This window comes from Micromonospora sp. AKA38 (assembly GCF_027925725.1).
In the GTDB taxonomy this organism is placed as follows: Bacteria; Actinomycetota; Actinomycetes; order Mycobacteriales; family Micromonosporaceae; genus Micromonospora.
On the sequence record NZ_BNEI01000007.1, the window covers coordinates 358,954 to 371,792 of the forward strand.

Here is a 12,839-nt window from a genome sequence, read left to right on the forward strand (position 1 = left end):
AGGCCTTCCCTGGGGCCGGGGTGGCAAACGCCGGGCGGGCGATGACGGGCCGGGTGTCGGATTCCGCCGGGTCGGGTACCAACGGCCTCGATCGAGGAGGCGACGTGGACGACGACGCTGGTACGCCCGACCCGGCACGCCCCGCCGGGGCCCGGTTCGACCCGACCCGCTCCGGGCCGGCCCATCCCGACGCGGGTCGGGTCGAGCCGGCCCATGCCGAGCCGGCCCATGCCGAGCCGGCACGGGTCGGGCCCCGGCAGACGTGGGCGGGGCTGCCCTGGCCGGTGCGCACAGCGGTCACCTGGAGCCTCTGCCTCCTGGTGGTGGCCGCCGGGCTGTGGCTGCTCGGGCAGATCGCGGTGCTGCTGGCGCCGCTTGCCGTGGCGTTGGCCGGCACGCTGTTCCTCACCGCGCTGCTCGACCCGGTGCTGGTGCGGCTGCGCCGGCTCCGGGTGCCGGCCGCGCCGGCCGCGCTGCTCACCGTCCTGCTGCTGCTCGGGGTGCTGGCCGGTGCCGGCGTCCTGGTCTGGAACCTCACCGCCAGTCAGTTCGGGGAGCTGAGCCAGCAACTCGACGAGGGCCTGCAACGCAGCCGAGACTTCGTCACGTCCACGCTGCCGGTCAGCGACCAGCAGCTCGACAAGCTGGTCGAGCAGATCCGGCAGGGTGTCAGCGCCGGCGCCCCCGACCCGGTCGCCGGCGCGCAGAAGGTCGCCGAGGTGGCCGGCGCGCTGCTGCTCGGCCTGGTCCTCCTCTTCTTCCTGCTCAAGGACGGCCGGTCGATGTGGCACTGGGTGCTGCGCCGGCTGACCGGGCCGCGTCGCGACGTGACCGCCGAGGCCGGCCGGGCCGGCTGGCGGACGCTCGGCGCGTACAGCCGGGGCACGATGATCATCGCGGCGATCGACGCCATCGGCATCGGGCTGGCGCTGGTCGTGCTGCGCGTTCCGCTCGCGCTGCCGCTCGCCCTGATCACGTTCCTCGGCGGGTTCGTGCCGATCATCGGCGCCACCGTGGCCGGCGCGGTGGCCGTGCTCGTCGCGCTGGCCGCGAACGGCCCGACCACCGCCCTGCTGACGCTGGCGGCGGTGATCGCGGTGCAGCAGATCGAGGGCAACCTGCTGGAGCCGCTCGTGATGCGTCGGCAGGTGCAACTGCACCCGGCGGTCATCCTGGTGGTGGTCACCGCCGGCACGCTCGTCGCCGGCGTCGCCGGCGCGTTCGTCTCGGTGCCGATCGCCGCGGTGCTCTGGCGGGTGCTCGACACCGTGCAGCGGCACCGGTCCGGCGGGACCGCGCGAGCGGCCGGCGTGGACGTCACCGGCTGACCCGGCCGGCCCGGCCCACGCCACCGGCTGACCCGACGACGCCGGCAGCCCCGGGCGTCGCTCGGCTCAGGCCGGATGCGGCTGGCGCAGGTGGGCGACGAACCAGGCGCCGGCCTGGTCGGCCACCTGCTCCAACGTGCCGGGCTCCTCGAAGAGGTGGGTGGCGCCCGGCACGATCCGCAGCTCCGCCACCTCGCCCAGCTCGTCCCGCGCCTGCTCGTTGAGCGTGATCACCTGCTCGTCCAGGCCGCCGACGAGCAGCAGCGTGGGTGCGCGTACCGCGGTCAGTGAGCTGCCGGCCAGGTCCGGCCGGCCGCCCCGGGAGACCACCGCGCCCACCCGGTCCGGGCGGGCCGCGGCGGCGACCAGGGCGGCGGCCGCGCCGGTGCTGGCGCCGAACAGCCCGAACGGCAGGCGTCCCAGCTCCGGGTCGGCGCCCATCCAGTCGACGATGCCGGCCAGCCGTTCGGCGAGCATCCCGATGTCGAAGCGCAGCTCGGCGGTGACCTCGTCCCGGGCCTCCTCGTCGACCGTCAACAGGTCGACGAGCACGGTGGCCAGTCCGCGCGCGTTGAGCGCCCGGCCCACCGCCACGTTGCGCGGGCTGTGCCGGGAACTGCCGCTCCCGTGGGCGAACAGCACCACCCCGCCGGCCCCGGACGGGACGGAGACGTCCCCCGTGAGCCCACCCTCCACCACCGGCACCGAAACCTCACGCACACCCCTCACCCCCGTCCCCGGCATACCCCGCCTCCCGGCGATCATGAAGGTGGCGGCCGGGAGAGCGCTCCGCCACCCCGCCAACTTCATGATCGCCGAGAAGAGCGGGGGAACCGGGAGGGGAGGAGGAGCGGCGCGTGGGTTGCCTTGACGTCGGCGGCAAGGTTTAGCGTCGGCGGGGCGAGGGACGGACGGCGGGCGGGGGCACGGATGCGGATCGGGGAGCTGGCGGAACGGGCCGGTACGAGCGCCCGCACGCTGCGCTACTACGAGAGCCAGGGGCTGGTCCGGCCACGCCGGTCCGCCAACGGCTACCGGGTGTACGACGAGGCGGAGCTGCGTGTCGTGCACGAGATCCGGTCCCTGCTGGCGATCGGCTTCGGGTTGGACGACATCCGCCCGTTCGTCGCCTGCCTGCGCGCCGGGCACGACTCCGGCGACGTCTGCCCGGACTCGGTGGCGGTGCTGCGACGCAAGCTCGCCGAGGTGGACGACTACCTCGACCGGCTCGGCGCGGTCCGCCGCCGCCTGCACGACCAACTCGCCCACGCGATCGCCCACCGGGAGGAAACATGCCTCAGGACACGCAGACCGGCCGACTGACCGCGGTCACCGACGCCACGTTCGCGGCGACGGTGCTGGCCGCCGACCGACCGGTGGTGGTCGACTTCTGGGCCGAGTGGTGCCCGCCCTGCCGGGTGGTCTCGACGCACCTGGCCGAGTTGGCCGAGGAGTTCGGCGACGCGCTGCGCTTCGTCACCCTGAACATCGACGAGAACCCGGCCGCCGCGCGGGCCCACCGGGTGATGTCCGCGCCGACCATGCTGGTCTTCCGCGACGGCGTGGTGGTCGGCTCGATCGTCGGTTCCCGGCCGAAGAACCACCTCCGCCAGAGCTTCGCCCGCCACCTGGACGGTTGAGCCCCGCCCGGGCGGGAACGCGCGGCGTGACCACGGACCCCGACCGATCGCGAGGATCTCCGATGGCGAAACAGGACCGGGAGCGAGACCAGGAACTCACCGACCAGAAGCGTCGCGAACAGGAGCTGGAGGGCTCGCCGGAGTGGGCCGACCAGGCCGCGTCGGCGCGTACCCCCGAGGACCCGCGGGCGGTCGCGCCGCGCGACGCCGGCGGGCGTCCGTCGAACGGCCGCCAGTTCTGAGGTACGCGGACAGCGCGGTCCCGCCCTCCGGGGGCGGGACCGCGCGGCCTCAGCCGGCGTGCTCCGGCAGGTGCATCAGCGGCGCCCGACCCGGCGGCTGCTCCGGCTGCGGTCCGGCCGGGTGCGCCGCCGGCACCGGCACGGTGACCGGCCGGGCGGAGGTGACCCGCAGCGGCTCGCCGTGGTGCAGCAGGTCCAGCACCGTGTCCGGGCCGCCGTTGCGCAGCGAGTACGTGGTCTGGTGCGGCCGGACGTCGACCCGCAGCCGCATCGACCGCCACTGCAACGAGAACTCCAGGCGGCTCAGCCGGCTGGAGAGCCGGGGCGCGAAGGACAGCGTCCCGTCGTGGTCGCGCAGCCCGCCGAAGCCGGCGACCAGCGCGATCCAGGCGCCGGCCAGCGACGCCATGTGCACCCCGTCGCGGGTGTTCTCGTTCAGGTCGTGCAGGTCCATCAGCGCGGCCTCGCGCAGGTAGCGGTGGGCCAGCTCGGGGAAGCCCACCTCGGCCGCCAGCACCGCCTGCGTGCAGGCGCTGAGCGACGAGTCCCGGACCGTGCGGCGCTCGTAGTAGGTGAAGTTGCGCCGCTTCTCGGCGGCGCTGAACGCGTCGCCCCGCCAGTGCATGGCCAGCACCAGGTCGGCCTGCTTCACCACCTGCTTGCGGTACAGGTCGAAGTACGGATAGTGCAGCAGCAGCGGGTACTTCTCCGGCGGCGTGTGCTCGAAGTCCCACTCCTGCAGCCGGGTGAAGCCCTCCACCTGCTGGTGTACTGCGGTCTCCGCGTCGTACGGGACGTGCATGTCGTTCGCGGCGTCCCGCCAGGCGGCCGCCTCCTCCTCGGTGACGCCGAGGTCGAGCGCCTGGTCGCGGTGGCGCATCGCGCAGTCGGCGGCGGTGAGCAGGTTCCGCTGCGCCATCAGGTTGGTGTAGACGTTGTCGTTCTTCACCGCGGTGTACTCGTCCGGGCCGGTCACCCCGTCGATGTGGAACCGGCCGGCGCGGTCGTGGTGGCCGAGCGAGCGCCACAACCGGGCGGTCTCGACCAGCAGTTCCAGCCCGATCTCCCGCTCCAGCGCCTCGTCGCCGGTGACCAGCACGTAGCGGCGCAGCGCGTCGGCGACGTCGGCGGCGATGTGGAACGCGGCGGTCCCGGCCGGCCAGTACGCCGACGACTCCGGCCCCTCGATGGTGCGCCACGGGAACGCCGCGCCTTCGAGGTTCAACGTGCGGGCCCGCTCCTGCGCCTGGGCCATCGTGTCGTAGCGCCACTGCAACGCGTCCCGCACCGCGCCCGGCTGGGTGTAGGTGAGCACCGGCAGCACGAACATCTCGGTGTCCCAGAACGCGTGGCCGTCGTACCCGGGGCCGGTGAGGCCCTTGGCCGAGATGGGTCGCCGTTCCGCGCGGGCACCGGCCTGGAGCACGTGGAAGAGACCGAAGCGGACCGCCTGCTGGACCTCCGGGTCGCCCTCGACGCGCACGTCGGCGGCGTCCCAGAACGCGTCGAGGTATTCGCGTTGCGCGCGGCGCAGCCCGTCCCAGCCGTCGAGGCGGGCGGAGGACAGCGCGGCGCCGACCTGGTCGCGCAGCGCCGGCAGGGACCGGCGACTCGACCAGCCGTACGTGAGGTACTTGACCACCCGCAGCTTCTCGCCGGGCTTGAGCACGCAGCCGATGGTGGTGCGGACCCAGTCCTCGTACCCCTCGGACTCGATGGTGGTGCGTTCCGGGCCGTGCACGTCGTGGCCCATGGCGGCGGCGACCCGCAGGCCGCTGACCTTGGTGCGGTGGATGAGCAGGCCGCCGTCGTCGGTGGTCAGCTCCTCCTCCGCCTGCAACGGCGACTCCAGCACGGCGGCCACCCGGGGGTCGCGGCTCTGCGGCGGCAGTGACTCGTTCGCCACCAGTTCGGACTGGAGGATCAGCCGCAGCGGCCCGTCGACCGCCTCCACCTCATAGTTGATCATCGCGACCGAGCGGTGGGTGAACGACACCAGCCGGGTGCTGCGGACCTTGACCTCGCGACCGGCCGGGGACCGCCAGTGCACCTCCCGCTGGAGCGTGCCGGCGCGCAGGTCGAGCACCCGCTCGTGGTCGATCAGCTCGCCGTAGCGGACGTCGAGCGGTTCGTCGTCGACGAGCAGCCGGATCAGCTTGCCGTTGGTGACGTTGACGATGGTCTGCCCCGACTCGGGGAAGCCGAAGCCGGCCTCCGCGTACGGCAGCGGACGCAACTCGTAGAACGAGTTCAGGTACGTGCCGGGCAGGCCGTGCGGTTCGCCCTCGTCGAGGTTGCCGCGCAGCCCGATGTGGCCGTTGGAGAGCGCGAGCACGGACTCGGACTGGGCCAGCACGTCCATGTCGAGGCGGACCTCGCGGACGTGCCAGGGCTCGACCGGGTACGACCGTTCCCGGATCACCGGGCCGACTCCGTGGTCAGCAGCTCGGCGAGGTCGGTGACGACCACGTCGGCGCCGTGCGCGCGCAGCTCGTCGGCCTGGCCGACCCGGTCCACGCCGATCACGTACCCGAAGCCGCCGGCCCGTCCGGCGGCCACCCCGGCGAGCGCGTCCTCGAAGACGGCGGCCTGCGCCGGCTCGACGCCGAGCAGCCGCGCGCCTTCCAGGAACGTGTCCGGGTGCGGTTTGCCCTGCAACCCGCGCTGCCGGGCGACCACGCCGTCGACCCGTGCCTCCAGCCACCGGTCCAGCCCGGCGGCGTGCACCACGGCCTCGCAGTTGGCGCTGGCCGAGACGACCGCCCGGCGCAGCCCGGCCGCGGTGGCGGCCTCCAGGTAGCGCACCGAGCCGTCGTAGACCTCGACGCCGTCGTGCGCGATGCGCTGGAGCAGGACGACGTTCTTGCGGTTGCCGACGCCGTTGACGGTGTCCGCGTCCGGCGGGTCGTCGGGGGTGCCGTCGGGCAGCGTGATGCCACGGGAGGCCAGGAATGATCGCACCCCGTCGGCGCGCGGTTTTCCGTCCACGTACCGGTTGTAGTCCGGTCCGGGGTCGAACGGGCGGAACGGCTCGCCGGTCTCGGCGGACCGGCGTCGCAGGAGCGCGTCGAACGTCTCGGCCCAGGCGGCGTTGTGCACCTTGGCGGTCTGCGTCAGCACCCCGTCCAGATCGAAGAGACACGCGGTCACGTGCGCGGGTAGGCCCAGCATTGCCTGAATCTATCCAGGCGGCTCACCGGGCAAACCCGCTTCGCGTCTCAGCGGTTCGGGCGCAGGCCCGAGCGCTGCTCGTCGGCAACCCGTGCCGCGTGATCAACAGCCTCATGGACCCCCGCCCTTGAATATCTGTCGCGTTGGCGACATTCAAACGGTGAGCCAAGGGTCGTGAAGATTGACTTCTGACGCCAGCACCGAGTAGCACGGGAGCAGGGAGTGGCGGGATGAATCCACTCAGCCTAGTGGCTGCGATTGTCGGCATCGCCTCCGCCGCATTCGGCGTGTGGCAATACATCGAGCAGCGGCGGAAAGCGGCGAACGAGAAAGTCCGGATCGCCGCCCAACAAGAACGCCTGCGGATGGTGCTCGCCACGGCGGTCTCCGGCGTCGGCGCCGCCGACCTGATCGTCCAGCGCGCCAAGGAGGGGGACGTCAGCGTGGCCGAACTCCAGAGCGTTGCCCGGGTGTTACGGGGAAGCCTGCTGAATCTCGCTCGTCAGATCGAGTCCGAAGACCGTGCCCTGGCACGCTGGCAATACGGCGAATCCTTCCAGAGCGCTCCCAGTCGGTCCGTGGCGGCCGAGGCGGACGGCAGCGGTGATGACTGAACTGCCGCCGCCCGAGTCACCGGAGGAACGACCGGACCGGAACCCACGGGTAAGGCTGACCGGCCTCACTCCGGTGCGCGTCGTCGCCGGTGGGATGTCCTTGGTATATCTCTGCCGGAGCGAGTTCCACGCCGCCGGTGTCGTCGCTGTCAAACGGCTCCGCCCCGAACTCAGCAACACGGAGGAAGGCGCCAGCCACTTCCTCCGTGAGTGCTTCCTGTGGCTGCAACTGGGAAAGCATCCCAACATAGTGACTGCGATCTCGGCGCATCAGGCACAGCACGAGCCGCCCATGCTGGTGATGGAATACGTGCCCGGGTCGTTGCGCCAGACGTTGCGCACGAGCCGGCTCAGCGTCGAGCGGACGCTACGCCTGGCCTGGGACGTGACTCAGGCGCTGCACTATGCCCGGAACCAGCTACCCGCCTTCGTCCACGCGGACCTGAAACCGGAGAACATCCTGATCGACGCGGACTCCACGGCCAAGGTGACCGACCTCGGGCTGGCCCGGGCGATCCTTCGCGAAAGCGGTTCCGGCAGGCCCGCCGCCGACGAGGGCGCCGGTGCCGGCACCCCGCTCTACATGGCGCCGGAGCAGTTCACCGGGCCGGCCGTGCCCGCCAGCGACGTCTACGCCCTTGCCTGCGTCCTCTTCGAGGTGTTGGCCGGGGTGCCACCCTACGGTGTGCCGGACAGGCGCACGAGCTACCGGCTCCAGCATCTCCACGGCACGCCGCTTCCCCTCGCGACACTTCGTCCGGACGTTCCCCCTGCGCTGGTCGACATGATCCACGCCGGCCTGGCGAAGCGCCCGCAGGACCGCCCGGATCTCACCGACATCAGCGACACCATCCGATCTCAGGCCGCCTCGCTGTCGCTGTCGCTGCCCGAAGCCGAACCGGCCGAGCCGGATCTCGGCATCATCCTGGAGGCGATGCGCGGAATGGTCAACATAGGGCTCGCCGACGACGCCATCGCAGCGTACGAGCGAGCACTCGTGCGGCTGCCCGCGATCGAGAACCACGAGCTGGTCCGATACCTGCTGGTGCGGGCGCTGAACGATCTGAAACGCTCAGAAGAGGCGGAGCAGCACCTGGCGTGGCTGGCCGGGCAGGAGAAAGACGATGATGTGTGGAGAGCCTCGATCATCGGAGAAAAGGGGCGTGCCGCATACAATGCGGGTCGCCTGAAGGAGGCGCTGCGGCTATTCGCCGAAAGCGTGGGTATTCATCCGAGGGCAAGCGCGTCATGGGCCAACCTGGCAGCTGCAGCCAAGTCCGCAGGCAACCCGGAACTAGCCGTCCTCGCGTTGCAGAATGCGGTCCTACGATCGCTCAACCTGGCTTATCTGACCGACATCGTGTTTTTGCTGATCGAACTCGGCCGGCCGCGTGAAGCGCTGCGGTACGCGCACGTGGCGGCCAAGGTCCACTCGACTCATCTTGCCGCACGCGGCACTGTCTACCTGGCGGAACAGGCTGTGGCGGAGCAACCCGACGGTGACGTGCCGGCTGCTCCGGAGGATGACCTGCCGGATGACCTGCTGGACGACCTGTCCGGCTTCCGGGAGAACATGAGACAAGCCGTCGACTTCCTGCTGTCGGACAAGTTCAACGAGTGAGGGACGGCGTGCTCGAAGAACGGTTCAGATCGTAGAGACACGCGGACACGTGCGCGGGTAGGCCCAGCATTGCCTGAATCTATCCAGGCGGCTCCCCGGGCAAACCCGCTTCGCGGGTCAGCGGTTCGGGCGCAGCGTCCAGGTCACGGTGAGCGCCGAGGTGACGGTGCCGTCCTCGGTGCCGATCTCGACCTCGACGTCGAACTCGGGCCGCTGCCCGGCGGCCAGCTCGGCCAGCACGTCGGCGGGCGGGCGGGCGAGCCGCGCCGTCGCCAGCACCGGGCCCATCGCCACCTTGCGGTAGCCGATGGTGGCGGTCACGGCCAGCGGTACGGCCCGGTCGAGCACCTGCCCGAACGCGGCGAGCACCACCGCGCCGGAGGCGGTCTCGCCGAGCGTGAACATGGCGCCGGCGTGCGGGCCGCCCACGTGGTTGTGGTGCGCCGGGTCGTCGGGGAGCCGGACCACGGCGCGGACCCCGCCGTCGGCCTCGGGCGCCACCTCGACGATCTCGATGCCGAGCGTACGGGCGAACGGCACCGCTGCGAGGAGACCGGCCGCCACCTGGCGAGAGTCGATGGTCATGCCCGAACGCTACTCGCCGGTAACTTTCCGGGCAAGCAGCAACCCGGCCCGGTTCAGCCCGCGCTGAGATCGGTACGGCGCACGATCCACCAGACGGTCAGCAGCGCCGCCACGGCGAGCCCCAGGTAGCCGCCCGCGACGATCAGGTGGAAGTCGGGGATCCGGCTGCCCGGCTGGTAGAGCAGGTGCTGCTCCAGACCGTGCTCGGTGAAGCAGGTGAGCGTCCGGCCGCTGCCGTTGTCCGGCGGGCAGATGCGTTGCAGCTCGACGCCGGTCAGCTCGCGTCCGGAGGCCTCGTACGCGCCGGACGGCCCGTCGATCCCGTAGTCGATCATGCCGCCGTCGACGACCAGGGCGTTGCCGCGCAGCACGTCGAGGTTCGGCCCGCCGATGGGACGGTGCGCGGACAACGGCGTCATCAGCGTGGGATAGCGCCACTGGACGAGGTAGGTCAGGCCGACGAAGCCCACGATCGCGCCGAACACGGCGGGGAGCGTGCGCCTGAGCGCGGCGCCGAGCGCGACACCGAGCACGAACCAGCAGAGGCTGATCACGACCGGCATCATCGCGGTGTTCAGGAACGGCCCGTACTCGAACAGGCTCACCGGCGCGATCCGGGCCTGGGCCCGCTCCAGATGGTCACTGACGCCGCCGACGGCCGAGGTCACGGCGGCCACGAACAGGCCGAGCATCGCCAGCGTGCTCCACAGCCACCGCTGCGGAGAGACGTCCTGGCTCCAGGCCAGCAGCAGGGTGCGCTGCTCGTGCTCCCGGGTCAGCACCGGAACGCCGACGAACACGCCGATCAACAGCGGCATCCACTGCACCAGCCGGGACAGGGCCGCCATGGTCAGGACCAGGGGCGAGGACCCGGCGAGCCGCTGCCCCTGCGGGGAGCCCTCCGGGCAGAACGTCTCGTGGCACTGGTGCCACAGGCTCGTCAGCTCCACGGAGAGGTAGGTCATCCCACCCACCAGGGCCGCGGCCAGGACCAGCGCGCCGATCAGGGTCCACCGGTGCTGACGCCAGGTCAGCCAGAGCAGACCGCGTACGCCCCCGGCGTACCCGAGGTCGTCCCGGCGGTTCGGGTGGGCGGACACGTCGGTGACCAGGCTCATGCGGCTGCCTTCCGCTCGTGCGACGCCCTGGACGACGCCTTGAGATGGGTCAGGATCAACTCGTCGAGGGTGATGGGCTGGGCGGTCCAGCCGGGGGCTACGACGGCGTGCGCCGTCGGTGGCTCCGCCTGCCGGACGACGAAGGTGGACTGGCGTTCGGTGTGCTGGGCCTGGACGATCGCGCCCGGGCCGGGCGGCTGGTCCGCCCGGGGGCCGGTCAGCCGGACGTGGCTGTCGAGCAACTCCTCGACGTCGCCGGCGAGGACCGGCCGGCCTTCGTCGAGCAGCAGCAGGTGGTCACCGACGCCACTCAGTTCGGCGATGATGTGGGTCGACAGCACGACCGTCATGTCGGCGTCGGCGGCCTCCGCCATGAGTTCGCCTGTCACCTCCGTACGGGCCACCGGGTCCAGGTTGGCGAGCGGTTCGTCAAGCAGCAGCACGGCCGGGCGGGAGCCCAGCGCGACCGCCAGCGCGACCTGGGCCCGCTGCCCGCCGGAGAGCCTGCCGCAGCGACGGTCCAGCGGGATGTCGAAGCGCCGCAGCCAGGACAGCGCGCGCTGCTGGTCCCACACTCGGTTCGTCGACCGGCCGAAGCGGAGCATCTCCGACACCGTGAAGTCGCGGTAGAGCGGCTTGTCCTGGGCCAGGATCGCGACCCGGCTCCCGCCGTCGGTGGCACCGCCCCGGGTCACCGGCCGGCCGTGCACCAGCAGCGTGCCGCTGGTGGCCGCCAGCGTGCCGGCGATGATGCTCAGCAGCGTCGACTTGCCCGCGCCGTTCGCGCCGACCAGCGCGACGATGCGATTCGCCGGCAACTGGAAGGCGCACTCGCGCAGCGCCCACACGCTGCCGTAGCGCCGGCTCAGGCCATGTGCCTCGACGGCGACGGGTTGCCCGCTCACGCGGCACCCTCCCGCTTCTGGCGCGTGGAGTTCTCCACGATCACCGAGGCGAGCAGCGCCTGGACGTCCTCGTCCTCCAGGCCGGCCTCCCGGGCCTGGCCGAGCCACCGGGCGAGGCTGCTCCGCAGGCGGGCCATCACATGGGGGTCGGTGGAGCCGAGCGTCCCGCTGACGAAGGTGCCCGCCCCCTGCCGCGCCTCCACCAGACCGGACAGCTCCAGCTCCCGGTAGGCCTTGAGCACGGTGGTCGGGTTGACCGTGCACGCGGTCACCACGCTGCGCACGGTGGGGAGCTGGTCCCCGGGTTGCAGCGTCCCGATCCGCAGCCCTTCGCGGACCTGCCGCACCAGTTGGGCGTAGGCGGGGACGCTGCTGGACCGGTCGACATGAAAGTTGATCACCTGGTGAGCCCCTTCACGATTGTTATGGTTCAGTAGAACACCAGTCAATCAGCATGGCAAGACGCCTCCGGCGTTTCACCGGCTGCCGGCTCCGGGTAGCCAGTGGCGCATGAACCGCGATCTCGCCCGAGGGCTGACGGTGGCCTGGGGGCTGCCGGAGTTCCGCGACGGGCTGCGTCACCTCGTCGACCTCGACGAGGTGACAGTGCTGCTGGCCGCGCTGTCCGGCCCGGACCGGGACGGCGAGGTCGAGCGGAGCCTGCTGCGTCTGCTGCGGTCCGGCCTGGCGACGACCGAGGTCCGGGAGGCGGTGTTGCTGCTGCTGGAGCGCGACACGGTCCGCCGGCCACTGGTCGCCGCGGCGGTGCAACCGCTCGCGGACCGACCGGCCCGCGCCACCGCCATCACGTCGGCGACCGAGGACCCCGCGGTACGTCGCGAGGTGCGCACGATGCTGGACAGCGCCGACGTGCGGGAGCTGATCTGGCAGGCGATCGACCGCCAGGTGAGCGACGACCGGTTCGGCCTGATCCGCCGGGCGGCCGTGCTGTTCGTACGACATCCGAGCGCCCGGCGCCTCGCGTGGGCGCTCCGCCGGCACGGCGTGCTCCGCGAACTACGCCGCCAGGCGTGATCATTGAGTGTGGCGATGACGAGGCGACCGACGCTGTATCTGACCGTGGGGCTCCCCTGCACCGGCAAGACCACCGCCGCTCGGCGCATCGAACGGGAGCGGCAGGCGCTTCGTCTCACCAAGGACGAGTGGGTGAAGGCGCTCTACGGGCCCGAGAACCCGTCATCGGCCCAGGAGGTGATCGAGGGACGCCTCATCCAGATCGGCCTGCGCGCGCTCGAACTCGGCACCAACGTCGTGCTCGACTTCGGCCTCTGGAGTCGGGACGAGCGCTCCGCGCTGCGGCAGGCCGCGGCGGACCTCGGCGCGACGGTGGAGCTGCGCTACTTCGCACTCACTACTGCCGAGCAGCGCCGGCGACGCGATCAGCGGCAGGCCGAGGCGCCGCACACGACGTGGCCCATGACCGACGAGGAACTCGCCGGGTGGGCCGCCACCATCGAGATCCCCACACCCGGCGAACTCGACGGCAGCGAACCTGTCGACGCCCCACCGGCCGGATTCGCGAGCTGGGACGAGTGGCGCAACCACCGCTGGCCGCAGTCGATCTCCTGACACGACGCGACGGCTCATTGTCTCT

General features: G+C 71.8%; 15 protein-coding genes. 8 read left to right on the forward strand and 7 right to left on the reverse strand.

The features are described from left to right. Positions 1-104: 104 nt before the first annotated feature. On the forward strand, positions 105-1,328 hold the full coding sequence (locus TPA0908_RS28930; RefSeq protein ID WP_281943355.1) for an AI-2E family transporter: 1,224 nt from the start codon (positions 105-107) through the stop codon (positions 1,326-1,328). A 66-nt stretch (positions 1,329-1,394) separates the two neighbouring features. Here TPA0908_RS28930 and TPA0908_RS28935 read toward each other — a convergent pair whose 3' ends face one another. Further along, positions 1,395-2,072 (reverse strand): dienelactone hydrolase family protein, encoded by a 678-nt coding sequence (locus TPA0908_RS28935; RefSeq protein ID WP_374709269.1) that lies wholly within the window; start codon positions 2,070-2,072, stop codon positions 1,395-1,397. A gap of 186 nt (positions 2,073-2,258) precedes the next feature. On the opposite strand from TPA0908_RS28935, the gene TPA0908_RS28940 reads away from it, so the two are divergent. The 3 genes from TPA0908_RS28940 (at position 2,259) to TPA0908_RS28950 (ending at position 3,210) form a co-directional block, all read left to right on the forward strand. Then, positions 2,259-2,651 (forward strand): MerR family transcriptional regulator, encoded by a 393-nt coding sequence (locus tag TPA0908_RS28940; RefSeq protein ID WP_281943357.1) that lies wholly within the window; start codon positions 2,259-2,261, stop codon positions 2,649-2,651. After that, the gene (trxA, locus tag TPA0908_RS28945; RefSeq protein WP_281943359.1) at positions 2,621-2,968 is read left to right on the forward strand and encodes a thioredoxin; all 348 of its coding nucleotides are present in this window, start codon (positions 2,621-2,623) and stop codon (positions 2,966-2,968) included. Before TPA0908_RS28940 ends, trxA begins: the two co-directional genes overlap by 31 nt. 62 nt (positions 2,969-3,030) lie before the next feature. Further along, positions 3,031-3,210, forward strand: a complete 180-nt coding sequence (locus tag TPA0908_RS28950) for a hypothetical protein (RefSeq protein ID WP_281943361.1) — start codon at positions 3,031-3,033, stop codon at positions 3,208-3,210. A gap of 49 nt (positions 3,211-3,259) precedes the next feature. Here TPA0908_RS28950 and TPA0908_RS28955 read toward each other — a convergent pair whose 3' ends face one another. Next, on the reverse strand, positions 3,260-5,632 hold the full coding sequence (locus TPA0908_RS28955; protein ID WP_281943362.1) for a glycoside hydrolase family 65 protein: 2,373 nt from the start codon (positions 5,630-5,632) through the stop codon (positions 3,260-3,262). Then, positions 5,629-6,381: an HAD family hydrolase gene (locus TPA0908_RS28960; RefSeq protein ID WP_281943364.1), complete on the reverse strand. Its 753-nt coding sequence runs from the start codon at positions 6,379-6,381 to the stop codon at positions 5,629-5,631. Before TPA0908_RS28960 ends, TPA0908_RS28955 begins: the two co-directional genes overlap by 4 nt. 230 nt (positions 6,382-6,611) lie before the next feature. Between TPA0908_RS28960 and TPA0908_RS28965 the strand changes: the two genes are divergently transcribed. After that, positions 6,612-6,995, forward strand: coding sequence for a hypothetical protein (locus TPA0908_RS28965; protein ID WP_281943366.1), 384 nt, complete (start codon positions 6,612-6,614; stop codon positions 6,993-6,995). Further along, the gene (locus TPA0908_RS28970; protein WP_281943368.1) at positions 6,988-8,616 is read left to right on the forward strand and encodes a protein kinase domain-containing protein; all 1,629 of its coding nucleotides are present in this window, start codon (positions 6,988-6,990) and stop codon (positions 8,614-8,616) included. Before TPA0908_RS28965 ends, TPA0908_RS28970 begins: the two co-directional genes overlap by 8 nt. A 117-nt stretch (positions 8,617-8,733) precedes the next feature. On the opposite strand, the gene TPA0908_RS28975 is transcribed toward TPA0908_RS28970, so the two are convergent. From TPA0908_RS28975 to TPA0908_RS28990, 4 genes are read right to left on the reverse strand one after another with little or no spacing between them, the layout of a single operon-like run. Next, a complete protein-coding gene (locus TPA0908_RS28975) occupies positions 8,734-9,201 on the reverse strand; it encodes a DUF4442 domain-containing protein (protein ID WP_281943370.1) in 468 nt (155 codons plus the stop codon). A 53-nt stretch (positions 9,202-9,254) separates the two neighbouring features. Continuing rightward, a complete protein-coding gene (locus TPA0908_RS28980; protein ID WP_281943372.1) occupies positions 9,255-10,319 on the reverse strand; it encodes an ABC transporter permease in 1,065 nt (354 codons plus the stop codon). Next, a complete protein-coding gene (locus tag TPA0908_RS28985; RefSeq protein ID WP_281943373.1) occupies positions 10,316-11,224 on the reverse strand; it encodes an ABC transporter ATP-binding protein in 909 nt (302 codons plus the stop codon). Before TPA0908_RS28985 ends, TPA0908_RS28980 begins: the two co-directional genes overlap by 4 nt. Then, positions 11,221-11,625 carry a GntR family transcriptional regulator gene (locus TPA0908_RS28990; RefSeq protein ID WP_281943375.1) on the reverse strand — a complete coding sequence of 135 codons (405 nt, stop codon included), beginning with the start codon at positions 11,623-11,625 and terminating at the stop codon, positions 11,221-11,223. The genes TPA0908_RS28985 and TPA0908_RS28990 overlap by 4 nt, the downstream gene beginning before the upstream one ends. Before the next feature lie 109 nt (positions 11,626-11,734). Between TPA0908_RS28990 and TPA0908_RS28995 the strand changes: the two genes are divergently transcribed. Further along, positions 11,735-12,259: a hypothetical protein gene (locus tag TPA0908_RS28995; protein ID WP_281943376.1), complete on the forward strand. Its 525-nt coding sequence runs from the start codon at positions 11,735-11,737 to the stop codon at positions 12,257-12,259. A 15-nt stretch (positions 12,260-12,274) separates the two neighbouring features. Further along, on the forward strand, positions 12,275-12,814 hold the full coding sequence (locus TPA0908_RS29000; protein ID WP_281943377.1) for an AAA family ATPase: 540 nt from the start codon (positions 12,275-12,277) through the stop codon (positions 12,812-12,814). Positions 12,815-12,839: the final 25 nt, after the last annotated feature.

Bases quoted from the DNA above. Each gene is read 5' to 3' on its own strand.
- TPA0908_RS28950 (WP_281943361.1), top strand. From the start codon at position 3,031: ATGGCGAAACAGGACCGGGAGCGAGACCAGGAACTCACCGACCAGAAG.
- TPA0908_RS28975 (WP_281943370.1), bottom strand. From the start codon at position 9,201: ATGACCATCGACTCTCGCCAGGTGGCGGCCGGTCTCCTCGCAGCGGTG.
- TPA0908_RS28970 (WP_281943368.1), top strand. From the start codon at position 6,988: ATGACTGAACTGCCGCCGCCCGAGTCACCGGAGGAACGACCGGACCGG.
- TPA0908_RS28965 (WP_281943366.1), top strand. From the start codon at position 6,612: ATGAATCCACTCAGCCTAGTGGCTGCGATTGTCGGCATCGCCTCCGCC.
- TPA0908_RS28940 (WP_281943357.1), top strand. From the start codon at position 2,259: ATGCGGATCGGGGAGCTGGCGGAACGGGCCGGTACGAGCGCCCGCACG.
- TPA0908_RS29000 (WP_281943377.1), top strand. From the start codon at position 12,275: ATGACGAGGCGACCGACGCTGTATCTGACCGTGGGGCTCCCCTGCACC.
- TPA0908_RS28935 (WP_374709269.1), bottom strand. From the start codon at position 2,072: ATGCCGGGGACGGGGGTGAGGGGTGTGCGTGAGGTTTCGGTGCCGGTG.
- TPA0908_RS28960 (WP_281943364.1), bottom strand. From the start codon at position 6,381: ATGCTGGGCCTACCCGCGCACGTGACCGCGTGTCTCTTCGATCTGGAC.
- TPA0908_RS28995 (WP_281943376.1), top strand. From the start codon at position 11,735: ATGAACCGCGATCTCGCCCGAGGGCTGACGGTGGCCTGGGGGCTGCCG.
- trxA (WP_281943359.1), top strand. From the start codon at position 2,621: ATGCCTCAGGACACGCAGACCGGCCGACTGACCGCGGTCACCGACGCC.
- TPA0908_RS28980 (WP_281943372.1), bottom strand. From the start codon at position 10,319: ATGAGCCTGGTCACCGACGTGTCCGCCCACCCGAACCGCCGGGACGAC.